Here is a 12278-nt window from a genome sequence, read left to right as displayed (position 1 = left end):
CCCTTGACCCGATCAGTATGAGGGGAGCCATCGATTCCCCTCTTTTATGCTGCGTTCATACCGGTTGGCGGGATTTTGCAGGCCATTGCAGCCTCGCCCTGACTAGAGCCTCCTGCCACAGGGGCCAGGCCAGCAGGGTCTGCTGATAGGCACCGGCCTGACCGGGCAGCGCTATGCCGTAGCTCGCCAGCCGATAGGCCATCACCCCATAGAAGGCGTCGATGATCCCCGCCTCGCCGAAATAGAAGTCTCCCCTCGCCTGGGACCAGAGCGTCTGCAACCTGGCCAGCTCGGTGAGGGTCTCCACCGGTGGCTCGCCCTGGGTCGGCGCACCCAAAAAGAAGGGCAACAGGCTGCGGATCTGGCCAAAGCCCGAGTGCAACTCGGCGCACAGGCTGCGAGCCAAAGCCCGCTCAGCCCTGTTCTCCGGATAGAGGTGGCGCCCCGGGCAGAGCTCGTGCAGGTACTCGGCGATGGCGAGGGAGTCGTGAATGCGCAGCTCGCCGTCATCGAGCCAGGGCACCAGCCCGGTCGGCGAGACCCGCTTCAGCCGGGCCACCGCCTTGGCATCCTCCAGATCGAATACCTGTTCCTGCCACGCCAGTCCGCTCAGCGCGAGCACCAGGGACGCGCGCATCGACCAGGTGGAGCCCGTGCCTACCGTCAAAACCAGGGATCCCATTATTGCCTCCTGCTTGGGTTATGGATGAGCTCGTTTTGCCCCGTGGGCACGACATCTCATGGTCGTCTCACATTTGCACGCATGCGGGTTTGACCCCATATGGGCAGGGTGCTAGTTTGATTTTTCAAAACAAACAGTTAGCCATAATGTGAGCAATGGACAGCCAATTTACCATCGTCATCGCGGATGACCACCCCCTGTTTCGGGGCGCACTCTATCAAGCGGTGCACCTGGCCATCGACGATGCCCAACTGCTGGAAGCCGACTCCATCGACAGCCTGACCCATCTGCTGGGGGATCACCCCGAGGTGGACCTGCTGCTGCTCGATCTCAAGATGCCGGGAGCCAATGGCTTCGAGGGACTCGCCTACCTGCGCGGTCATTATCCGGATCTGCCCGTGGTCGTGGTCTCCGCCTCCGAGGATCCCGCCATCATCAACCAGGTGCTGCGCCTCGGCGCCCTGGGCTTCATCCCCAAGTCCGTGCCCATGAAGGAGCTGGTCAGCGCCCTCAATACGGTGATCGGTGGCGATAACTGGGTGCCGGAGGGGATCTCCCTGCAGCCCGAGCCCGTCGAGGGCTCCGATCTCGCCAGCAAGCTGGCGAGCCTCACCCCCCAGCAGTACAAGGTGCTGATCATGCTGCGAGACGGCAGCCTCAACAAGCAGATCGCCTGGGAGCTCAACGTCTCCGAGGCCACCATCAAGGCCCATATCACCGCCATCTTCCGCAAGCTCGGGGTCAAGAACCGTACCCAGGCGGTCATCGCCCTGCAGCAGATGGGCATCAAGGACGACTGAGCCCCTGCCACCCGCAAGGCCCAGATCACACCAGCCTCCCTTCCGCAAGCTCGGGGTCAAGAACCGCACCCAGGCGGTCATATCCCTGCAACAGTGGGGGATCAAGGACGGCTGAGCCGTATTTAAGGATTCATGCCTTAGGTTTCGACCACCATGGAGAGCATCGGCTCGACAAATAGTACGATCGTACTTTATGCTGCTGGCGGCATTGAGGAGAAACCATGAGCAAGGGCCGACTGACCCGTGAAACCATCTTGCAGACCGCCTTCGAGCAGGCCAGCCAGCAAGGACTGGAGAGCCTGACCATAGGGTCGCTTGCCTGCGCCTGCGAGATGTCCAAGAGCGGCCTGTTCGCCCACTTCCAGTCCAGGGACAACCTGCAGATCGCCGTGCTGACCTACTCCGCCGAGGTGTTCAGGGAGCGGGTGATCCAGCCGGTGCGCCAGCAGCAGCACCCGACTCAGCAGAGCAAGCTGGTCGCCCTGCTGCAGGCCTGGCTCGCCTGGAACCAGAGCTTCGCCGGACGCTGCATGTTCCTCGACGCCTGGACCTCGGCCCAGGAGGGGGAAGTACAGCAGGCGGCCCGCCAGCTGGTGCGCTTCTGGCTCGATTACCTGGCCCGCCAGGTGGCGCTGGGTCAGGCCAGCGGCGAGTGGCGCAAGGAGCTCGATCCCTGGCGCGCCGTCTACCGGCTCTATGGCCTCTATCTCGGGGATCAGGTGTTCAATGCCCTGGATCTGTGTCAGGATCCCGCCAGTCACTTCTGGCCCGAGGTGGAAAATCTGCTGATGAGCTGGCGCTAGTTTTTAAAAACCCATAAAAAAGCACGACCGTTCGCACATAAAAACCACAGGATGATCATGAGCAGCAAAATCTACTTCAACACCCGCCGCTTCAGCCCGAGCAAGCTGTTGCTGGGACTCGGTACCCGCTTGCACCATGTGCTCGCCCCCGCCCACGCCCGCCGTACCGCCAGCAAGCTGCTGCTCACTCCGCAGCGGGCAAGTCGGGACGTGGCGACCCCAGATGGCCTGGTGCAGCAAGCCGTGCACACCACCGAAGGCACCCTGATGAGCTACCGCCTCGGCCAGGGCCCGATCTGGCTGCTGATGCACGGCTGGTCCGGCAGTGCCAGCCAGTTCTACCCCCTGATGAGCCATATCGCCGCCCAGGGCTTCACCGCGCTGGCCTACGATCACCCCGCCCACGGCCAGAGCGAGGGCCACACCGGTCATCTGCCCCGCTTCGTGCGAGCCTTCGACGAGCTGCTGGAACGCCTCGGCCCCGTCGAGGGGATCATCACCCACAGCATGGGGGGCGCCGTCACCCTGGCTAGCCGCCATCCCGCCCTCGACCCCCTGCCCCTGCTGCTCATCTCCCCGGTGCTCGACTACGTGCCCCAGCTCTACGGCATGGTGGCCCGCTCCGGTTACTCCATCCGACTGTTCGATGCCGTGGTCAAGGAGATAGAGCAGGAGTATCAGCACCCCCTCAGCACCGTGGATCCCATGGGCAGGCTGGCCGATCGCGGCGGAGCCTCCCTCATCGTTCACGACGAGGAGGACAGGTTCGCCCCCCATCAGGACTCCCTACGCGCGGCCCAGGATGGGCACTGCCGTCTGGTGAGCACCCGGGGGCTCGGTCATGGCCGCATCCTCGCCAGCCCTCCGGTGTTTGCGGCCTTTGACGAGCTGAGCCAACCCCGTGCCAGAGCCTGATCCCGCCCGGATGTTCCCTTGCCAATCGCCGCCATAAAAAATGATGTAGCGGCCCATTTTTATATTCGATACAGCGTCTTATAGTTAAATCGTGCGGTGGCAACGATAAGGCGCAATCCCATGGCCAGACCCAACACAGCTCTCCTGTTGACCGGTGGCGGTGCTCGCGCCGCCTACCAAGTGGGCGTCCTCAAGGCGGTGGCCGAGCTCTACCCCCGCAACCTCGGCATCCCCTTCCCCATACTGTGCGGTACCTCAGCCGGTGCCCTCAACGTGACGGCGCTGGCCTGTTATGCCTCCTGTTTTCATCTGGGGGTGCGCAAGCTGGAATGGGTCTGGCGCCGCTTCGAGACCCACCACATCTTCGACTTTCATCCCTGCCAGCTGCTGTGGCGCACCCTCTATCAGGGCTCGGCCGGCCTCATCAGCGCGGACAGCAACCGCGCCTTCCACCTGTTCGACAACGCCCCATTGCGCCGCTTGCTGGATCAGCTCATCGACTATCACCGCATCGACGACAATATCCTCTACGGCAGCCTGGAGGCCATCGCCATCACCGCCTCCGACTACGATGACGGCCTCTCCACCACCTTCTTCCAGGGGCGGGCCGAACACCTTCCCTGGGAGCGGGCGCGGCGACGTGGCCTGCGCACCCTGCTCACCTCGGATCACCTGATGGCCTCCGCCGCCCTGCCCTTCGTCTTCCCGGCCACCCGCATCGGCGAGCGTTTCTACGGGGATGGCTCCATCCACCAGTTGAGCCCCCTGAGCCCCGCCATTCACCTGGGGGCGGAGCGGATCCTGCTGGTGACCCTGGACAGCCCGGCTCAGGGCACTCAGGCGCCCCGCCAGGGCCACCTGACCAGTTCCAACATCGCCGGACACCTGCTCAACACCGTCTTCTCCGACACCCTCAACTCGGATCTGGAGCGGCTCGGGCGCATCAACCAGACCCTCTCCCTCATCCCGGAGCGGGAGCGCAATCGTCTCAAGCTGCGCCAGGTGGAGACCTGCGTCATCCGGCCCAGCCAGGACCTGGACCTTATCGCCCTCAACTATCTGCACAAATTGCCGACCCAGCTGCGCCGGCTGCTGCGGGTGCTCGGAGTGAACGGCCACGAGAGCAGCAGCCTGGCCAGCTTCCTGATGTTCTATCCGGGTTATTGCCAGCAGTTGATCCAACTTGGCTATCGGGATGCCCTGAACGAGCGCCAGCGGATCGAGGCATTTCTGGATATCGAAGAGCTGGCACGGGAGGAGGCCTGAAGGGCAATGGGCTTAGAGCCTAATGTCCCTCCAGCAGCCGCTGCTCCGCCTGCTCCATGGCCACCGCGTTGCCAAACAGCACCAGCCTGTCCCCGGCCGCCAGCCGCAACTCGGCTCTGGGCTCCAGACTCTGCTCTCCCCGATGGATGGCCTTGACCCGCACCTCCCCGAGGGAGAGCTCCCCCACCCTGCGTCCCACCGCCCAGGCCTGATCGTGCAGCAGCACGGGGTGCAGACGCTCGAGCCGCTGATCCGTCTCCAGGTTGCCGGCGCTCTGATCCCCCCAATAGAAGCCGTGCAGGAAGCGATACTGGCTGTTGCGCTCATGCTCCATACGCCGGATCACCCGGCCTATGGGGATGTCGCAGTTGACCAGCAGGTGGGAGACCAGCATCAGGGCCCCCTCCTGGGACTCCGGGATCACCTCGAAGGCCCCCGCCTGCTTGTAGTGCTCGAGGAAGCTGTCGTCCCGGGTACGCACCAGCACCTTGACCCCGCTCGCCAGCTCCCGGATCAGGGTCAGCATGGCATCCACCCGCTTGCGATCGTCGAAGGTGATGATCACCAGTCGCGCCCGCACCAACCCGGCGGCCAGCAGTATGTCCCGTCGGCTGGCATCCCCAAACGCCACCTGCTCCCCCGCGAGCTTGGCCTCGCTCACCCGCTCGGGGTCGAGATCCAGCGCGAGGAAGGGCAACTCCTCGAGTTTCAGGAAGCGGGCGCAGGTCTGGCCGGTGCGACCAAACCCGGCGATGATGACGTGTTGATGCTTGCCAAGGCCCGACATGGCCACCTCGGCGCGGGAGAGCAAGACCGCATCGGTGAAGCTGTGGGCCAGCCCCTGGGCCTTCTGCACCAGCCAGGGGGTCAGGGCGATGGAGCACACCCCGATGCCGATGAGCAAAGAGACCTGCTGATGGCCCAGCAGGCCGTGGTGGCTGGCCAGCGCCAGCAGCACGAAGCCGAACTCCCCCACCTGGCTCAGCATGATGCCCGCCGCCATGGCGTCGCGCTTGCGCTCCCCCATCAGCCGGCCCGCCAGCAAGACCAGCAGGGACTTGAACAGGATGAGACCGAGCACGCTCAAGGCCACCAGCCACCAGGAACTGGCCACCAGCTGCCAGTCCATGGTCATGCCGATGGTGATGAAGAAGAGCCCCATCAGCACGTCCCGAAACGGCTTGATGTCCACCTCCAGCTGATGGCGGTAGTGGGACTCCCCCAGCATCATGCCCGCGAGGAAGGCGCCGAGGGCCATGGAGAGCCCCATCCACTGGGTGAGGGATGCGGCCAGGAGCGCCACCAGCAGGGCGCAGAGCACGAACAGTTCGTCGGAGCGGGCCCGCGCCACCTCGTGAAACACCAATGGCAACAGCCACTTGCCCACAGCCAGCAGGGTGAAGAGGGCCAGCAGCCCCTTCAGCGAGGCCCAGGCAATCTCCGCCAGCAGGGCGCTGCCCTGCACCTCGGGCTGGGCCAGAATGGGGATCATCACGAGCAGCGGCACCACGGCGAGATCCTGGAACAGCAGCACGCTCACCCCGAGCTGAGCGCGCCGGGTGTGCAGTTGCTTGAGCTCCCCGAGCTGTTTGATCACCACGGCGGTGGAGGAGAGCGCCAGAGTGCCCGCCACCACCAGCGCCTGTGGCAGGCTCAGCCCCCACCACCAGGCCAGCGCGAAGAAGAGCGTCGTGGTGAGCAGCACCTGCAGGCCGCCGACCCCGAGCACCAGCTTGCGCATGGCGAGCAGCTTGGGCAGTGAAAACTCGAGGCCGAGGGAGAACATCAGAAAGACGATGCCCAGCTCTCCTATTGTCTGCATCATGGCCTGACCCGTGATGATGGCGGCGCCATGGGGACCAAGCAGCATGCCGGCAAACAGATAGGCGAGGATCACCGGCTGGCCGAGACGCCGAAACAGCGCCACCAGCAGGACGGCGGCAACCAGCAGGATCAACAGATCGGCGTACACCCTACCTCCAACCTCAGCAACCAGATTGACCTCCACCAACACCCTATCCCATCTCCCAGGCGGGCTGGCGGCCTTGACGCCAGCGGGATCCGGAGCATCGGCCCCATATCCAGGGATCCCGCCGCCAGCCAGGGCTCAGCCCCTAGATTTTACCTCCCGTTCTATTTCGTTAAGCCTAGCCAGCGGGCTTTTTCCCATCGGACATATTTTGGGCACAAGGATTGCTAGAGAAGAGTATGGAAGTGGGATGTTCAAGGGTTGCAGCGTGGAAAACACATCGTCATTGAATGGGTTCGGACAGGGCGTCGAGCAGTGGGTGCAGCAGCTGGAGCGGCTCAAGCCCCCCTCAGGAGTGGATCGCCAGCAGCTGCTCGAACTGTTGCTGGCGCAACGGGATCTTGACGCCCTACTGACAGTTTTTGCCGAGCGGGCGGCAACCCTTGTCCCCATCCACAGCCTGCACGTGGACGCGGGCCAGCCTCACGCCCTCATCTCCCGTCCTCCGCGAGCCGATCAGACGCTGCACAGCTATCGTTTCGAGCTGCGCGGCCAGCACGAGCAGCGCCTCTGCCTGCTGCAATACGAGCTGGAGCGCCCCCTGACCGGCGAGCAGCAGCGGTTGCTGCGCCAGTGTCACCAGCTGCTCTCCCTCCCCTTGCCGCTCTATCTGCGACTCGACACCCTGGAGCAACAGGTTCGGCTCGATCACCTGACCGGGCTCGGCAACCGCTCCTACTTCGACGAGGTGATAGGCCGCGCGGTGGAGCAACACTGCCGCGAGCCCCACGGCCTGGTGCTGGTGCTCTTGGATCTCGATCGATTCAAGTTGATCAACGACACCTGGGGTCATCCGGTGGGAGATCTGGTGCTGAGCCGCTTCGCCCAGCTGCTGCAGGGCTGCATTCGCAGCACGGATCAGGCGTTTCGCCTAGGGGGTGACGAGTTCGCCCTCTTGCTGCAACCCGCCGACCCCGAGGCCTGGCGCCCGGTCTGGCTGCGTTTGCAGCATGTGCTGCACAGCCACAAGGAGCTCACCGCCTTCGCGGTGGGCTGCAGCCTGGGGGCCGCCAGCTGGCATGCGGGGCTGGATGTGCAGAGCCTGTATGAGGCGGCGGATGCCCACCTCTATGCTCGCAAGAAGGCTGGCATCACCGACTGATTTGATTGAGGCGGGTGCCCTTCTCCACGCCCGCAAGAAGGCTGGCATCACCGACTGATTTGATTGAGGCGGGTGCCCTTCTCCATGCCCGCAAGAAGGCTGGCATCACAGACTGACTTGATTGAGGCGGATGCCCTTCTCCACGCCCACAAGAAGGCTGGCATCACAGACTGATTTGATTGGGGCGGGTGCCCTTCTCCACGCCCGCAAGAAGGCTGGCATCACAGACTGATTTGATTGAAGGGGAGCCCCCGTCCTTCTTCAAGCCTGAATAACCCTTTACTCGCTATCAGGCAGGGTCCTGGCCTGCCAGTGCCAGGTCATGCCTCCCTCCTGTGCCAGAAAACCGTCGCAGACGAAGAGATCCCCCACAGCCGCCACCTGCTCGCCGTAGTAGAGGATGGGAATGCGCCCCCGCTGCCAGGAGGGCACCCCGTACTCCTGCAACAACTTCTTGAGGCGCCGGCTGCCCCCTCGTCCCACCGGCTTGAGCATGCTGCCCGCCGCCACCTGGAATCGCACCGACAGGGGCTCGTCCGCCCGCGGCGCCCGCAAGCCTCCGCCCTCTCGGCCAGTGGAGCTGCAGGGTTGCAGGCTGCAGAGCCCCAGCCCGTCCGGCAGGGGCAGGGTCTCACCGACGGCGATGGGCAGCGTCTCGTGGCGGGGAGCCAGGTCGGGCCTCACCAGATGGAGTGCCCCCTGATAGCGGCGACACTCCAGGGACTTGAGGGAGAGGCGCGGGTTGGCATCCTCCCGCGCCAGCGCCACCTCCTGCCAGAGCAGGGCGAGCTGATCCCGCGCCGGCATCTCACCCCCCAGGCGGCGGATCCAGTAGCGCAGCAGGTTATTGCGCCTGGCCTGGGACAACCCCAGCAGCGGCGCGATACGCAGCCCCTCCCCCTCTGCCGTCTGTTGCCAGTCAGCTTGGGCCAGCTCGTCGACGAGCGCCTCCTGCTCGGCGCAGATGGCCATGCTGCGCGCCGCGGTCTGGGCCATGGCGGGCCAGCGTGCCTTCAGTTGGGGGATAAGCCGCTGACGCAGGAAGTTGCGATCGTATTCCGTGTCCTGATTGCTCTCATCCTCAACCCAGCCATAGGGCAGGGTGGTGGCACACTCCGCCAGCTCGGCTCGGCTCACCTCCAGCAAGGGACGCAGCAGGAGCCCACCCGCAAAAGGTTGGCTCGGCACCATGCCCGCCAGCCCCCGCAGACCGGCGCCACGCTTGAGGGCCAGCAGCAGCGTCTCCAGCTGATCGTCCTGATGATGGGCGCTGAGCAGCCACTCCCCCTGTTTCAGGTGGGCGGCGAGGCGGCCGTAGCGCGCCGTGCGCGCCTGGGCCTCCAGGCTCTCGCCGTTGCCCCTGGCCAGCTGCACCCGCTCGACCATGAGGGGCACCGCCAGTTGCTGGCACACCCCCTCGCAGTGGGCGACCCACTCATCCGCATGAGGGCTCAGGCCGTGATGGACGTGCAGGGCTCGCAGCCCGAGCCTCTGTTCCCTGGCATAGCGCGCCGCCAGCACCAGCAGCACGGTGGAGTCGAGTCCGCCGCTGAAGGCCACCAACAAACCGCTGGAACCTTCGGGCGAAGGCAGGGTCTGACAAAAGCGAGAATAAATACGAGAAATCATTGGCTTCCCCAAAATGGTCGGGCCGATCTTAGCAGAGTCAGGCTTATCAAGCGCTAACCCGACTGCTAGAGTGAGATTCCTCCCGATCTGGGCAGGGAAGCTGAATAACCCGAATTGGAATCAAAAAATGAACAATAAGAAAAGCATACTCGCCGGCCTCATCGGGCTGGCACTGCTGGCAGGCTGCAGTCAGGCGCCGGATACCAGCGACAAGCACTCCGGCCTCGCGCTGGCCAACATGGATACCTCGGTCAAACCCGGCGACGACTTCTTCCGCTACGTGAACGGTCACTGGCTCGGCACCGCCAAGATCCCGGACGACAGGCCCGCCGACGGCGCCTTCTACATGCTCCGGGACAAGTCCCTCGCCGATGTGCGAGTGCTGGTGGAAGGGCTGGATGCCAAGGCCCCTGCGGGCTCGACGGCCCAGCAGATCCGCGATCTCTACCACAGCTATCTGGATCAGAAAACCCGGGATGCCAAGGGCACGGCCCCCCTGCTGCCCCTGCTCGCCGACATCGACAGGATCAGCGATCAGCAGAGCCTGGCCCGCGCCTTCGCCCAGAGTGGCCGCAGCGGCGGCAGCGCTCCCTTCGGCTTCTGGATAGACGCCGACGCCAAGGCGCCGGACAGCTACGCCGTCTATCTCTACCAATCCGGCCTCAGCCTGCCGGATCGGGACTACTACCTCAAGACGGATGCCGCGAGCCAGGCGCTGCTCAAGAAGTACGAGCAGCACATCGCCGGCATGCTGAGCCGCTTCGGCGAGCCGGATGCCGCCGCCAAGGCCAAGCGGGTGCTGGCCCTCGAGACCCGGATCGCCAGGATCCAGTGGGACAACGTGGCCCTGCGGGACAGGGAGAAGAACTACAACAAGGGGCCGGTGAGTGAACTGGGGCGTCTCGCCCCCAGCATCCCCTGGGAGGCTTACCTCGGTGAAGCCGGCCTCGCCGGCCAGCAGAGCCTGGTCATCGGCCAGCCGAGCTATCTCGCGGCCCTCGACGGCCTGATGCGCCAGACCCCGCTGGCGGACTGGCAGGCTTATCTCAAGTGGCACCTTATCACCGATTACTCCCCCTACCTCGACAGCCAGACCGATGCCCAGAACTTCGCCTTCTTCGGCACCACCTTGAGCGGTACGCCCAAGCAGCGCGCATCCTGGGAGCGCGCCCTCGGAGTGCTGGACGATCACCTGGGCGAAGCGGTCGGCGAGCTCTATGTGAAGCACTACTTCCCGCCTGCGGCCAAGGAGCGCATGGAGCAGCTGGTGGAGAACCTGCGCACCGCCTACGGCCAGAGCATCGAGGAGCTGGACTGGATGTCCCCGGCCACCAAGGCCCAGGCCAAGGAGAAGCTCGCCAAGTTCAGGCCCAAGATCGGCTACCCGGACAAGTGGAAGGATTACAGCGCCATCAGCATCCGTGCAGACGATCTCGTCGGCAACCTGCAGCGTGCCCAAGCCTTCGAGTATGCCGACAACCTGGCGCGACTCGGCAAGCCGGTGGACAGAAACGAGTGGCACATGTCACCCCAGACGGTGAACGCCTACTACAACCCGAGCAACAACGAGATTGTCTTCCCGGCCGCCATACTGCAGCCTCCCTTCTTCGACATGCAGGCGGACGATGCGGTGAACTACGGCGCCATCGGCGGGGTCATCGGCCATGAGATGGGCCACGGCTTCGACGATCAGGGAGCGAAATCCGACGGGGACGGCGTGATGCGCGACTGGTGGACGCCGACCGATCTCAAGGAGTTCCGCTTCCGTACCAGCCGCCTGGTGGCCCAGTACAACCGCTTCGAACCCATCAAGGGTCAGTACGTCAACGGCCAGTTCACCCTGGGGGAGAACATCGGCGATCTCGGCGGCCTCACCATAGCCCACAAGGCCTATCTGCTGTCGCTGGATGGCAAGGAGGCCCCCGTGCTTGACGGCTTCACCGGGGAGCAGCGCTTCTTCCTCGGCTGGGCTCAGGTGTGGAAGGGCATGTATCGCCCCGAGCTGATGCAGATGCTGCTCGCCTCGGATCCCCACTCCCCGCCCGAGTATAGGGTCAACGGCGTGGTGCCGAACATCCCCGCCTTCTACGAGGCGTTCAACATCCAACCCGGTGACAAGCTCTATCTGGACCCAGCCAAACGGGTCAAGATATGGTAAATCACAGGGGGAAGGAGGACCGGCTGCCCCTGTAGCCGGACTCCCTCCCCACCCTGGCGGGGGGCTTGCCCCCTGCCCACAGACACAGCCAGACAAGCAGCAACAAGGGTCACATCCATGAAAGCCTTATTTATTACTCTCGGACTGCTCGCCCTGCCCCTGACCAGCCAGGCGGCAGAAGGATTCTTTCAGCAGCTGACACTGCCAACGGGTCAGATGCTCATCGTCAGTGAGGGGCGCGGCGAGCCCGCCTCCACCGGCAGCTACGACGTGCGCCTCTACTCAGGCGCCAATCCCCAGTTTCCCCTGGATCAGTTCATCGACGGCAAGGTGCTGCCTCGCGATGGCAGCATCAAGGAACTGAAACTGCTGGATCTCAACGGTGACAAGCAGCCCGAGCTCATCGTCATCGTGGAGAGTGCCGGCAGCGGCAGCTATCACAGCGCCGATGCCTTCACCATCAACCCGCAACAGGGGCTCGACAGCTTCAATCACGTGGAGGGGCTGGCCCCCAACGAGGACGTGATCCAGGCCCTCAAGACCCCCCGCGACTGACCCTCATCCCCCTTTGCTTTAACGCCCCGCACCGCGGGGCGTTTTTGCGACTGCCGCCACCCTGTGCCTGCCGCGCCTCGATGAGGCTGCCACCGCCCCTTCCTTCCCATAGACGGCTATTTTTTCTGCGCCTATAATCGCCGCACGGTGCCATAACGAAACACAAGGAGGTAAAAAATGGTTATCCAAGCGTGTCCGATGTTCTCGGCTCGCCTGTTCGGCACATTCGAGCGCTCTTGCCTGCATACCATCGCGCTGCGATAGCGGGTTCGAGCAAAGCCGACTCCTTCCTCACCGAGACCTTTCTCGACCGTTGTCGCCAGCGCTCCTGATGACAGG

General features: G+C 64.3%; 10 protein-coding genes. 7 read left to right on the top strand and 3 right to left on the bottom strand.

The window, feature by feature from the left end:
- Positions 1-55: 55 nt before the first annotated feature.
- Positions 56-682: a glutathione S-transferase gene (locus ACT5M9_RS17425; protein WP_457980102.1), complete on the bottom strand. Its 627-nt coding sequence runs from the start codon at positions 680-682 to the stop codon at positions 56-58.
- A 155-nt stretch (positions 683-837) separates the two neighbouring features.
- On the opposite strand from ACT5M9_RS17425, the gene ACT5M9_RS17420 reads away from it, so the two are divergent.
- The 4 genes from ACT5M9_RS17420 (at position 838) to ACT5M9_RS17405 (ending at position 4466) form a co-directional block, all read left to right on the top strand.
- On the top strand, positions 838-1482 hold the full coding sequence (locus tag ACT5M9_RS17420) for a response regulator (RefSeq protein WP_457980104.1): 645 nt from the start codon (positions 838-840) through the stop codon (positions 1480-1482).
- 221 nt (positions 1483-1703) lie between these two features.
- Entirely contained in the window at positions 1704-2285 is a 582-nt protein-coding gene (locus ACT5M9_RS17415; RefSeq protein ID WP_457980106.1) for a TetR/AcrR family transcriptional regulator, read from the top strand.
- A gap of 57 nt (positions 2286-2342) precedes the next feature.
- A complete protein-coding gene (locus ACT5M9_RS17410; protein ID WP_457980108.1) occupies positions 2343-3200 on the top strand; it encodes an alpha/beta fold hydrolase in 858 nt (285 codons plus the stop codon).
- A gap of 120 nt (positions 3201-3320) precedes the next feature.
- Positions 3321-4466, top strand: coding sequence for a patatin-like phospholipase family protein (locus ACT5M9_RS17405; RefSeq protein WP_457980110.1), 1146 nt, complete (start codon positions 3321-3323; stop codon positions 4464-4466).
- Positions 4467-4485: 19 nt separating this feature from the next.
- On the opposite strand, the gene ACT5M9_RS17400 is transcribed toward ACT5M9_RS17405, so the two are convergent.
- Positions 4486-6438 carry a monovalent cation:proton antiporter family protein gene (locus tag ACT5M9_RS17400; RefSeq protein WP_457980111.1) on the bottom strand — a complete coding sequence of 651 codons (1953 nt, stop codon included), beginning with the start codon at positions 6436-6438 and terminating at the stop codon, positions 4486-4488.
- A 247-nt stretch (positions 6439-6685) separates the two neighbouring features.
- Here ACT5M9_RS17400 and ACT5M9_RS17395 point away from each other — a divergent pair, with 247 nt between their 5' ends.
- The gene (locus ACT5M9_RS17395) at positions 6686-7597 is read left to right on the top strand and encodes a GGDEF domain-containing protein (protein ID WP_457980113.1); all 912 of its coding nucleotides are present in this window, start codon (positions 6686-6688) and stop codon (positions 7595-7597) included.
- A gap of 279 nt (positions 7598-7876) precedes the next feature.
- On the opposite strand, the gene tilS is transcribed toward ACT5M9_RS17395, so the two are convergent.
- Positions 7877-9226, bottom strand: coding sequence for a tRNA lysidine(34) synthetase TilS (gene tilS, locus ACT5M9_RS17390; RefSeq protein ID WP_457980115.1), 1350 nt, complete (start codon positions 9224-9226; stop codon positions 7877-7879).
- 127 nt (positions 9227-9353) lie between these two features.
- On the opposite strand from tilS, the gene ACT5M9_RS17385 reads away from it, so the two are divergent.
- Together ACT5M9_RS17385 and ACT5M9_RS17380 are read left to right on the top strand one after the other, a co-directional pair.
- Complete coding sequence (locus ACT5M9_RS17385) at positions 9354-11384, top strand: M13 family metallopeptidase (protein ID WP_457980117.1); 2031 nt, start codon at positions 9354-9356, stop codon at positions 11382-11384.
- Between the two features lie 117 nt (positions 11385-11501).
- Positions 11502-11939, top strand: coding sequence for a PliI family lysozyme inhibitor of I-type lysozyme (locus ACT5M9_RS17380; protein WP_457980119.1), 438 nt, complete (start codon positions 11502-11504; stop codon positions 11937-11939).
- The last annotated feature ends 339 nt before the right edge of the window (positions 11940-12278 follow it).

Source organism: Aeromonas sp. AE23HZ002T15, from assembly GCF_054165525.2.
This window is presented reverse-complemented; position numbering and strand designations above follow the sequence as displayed.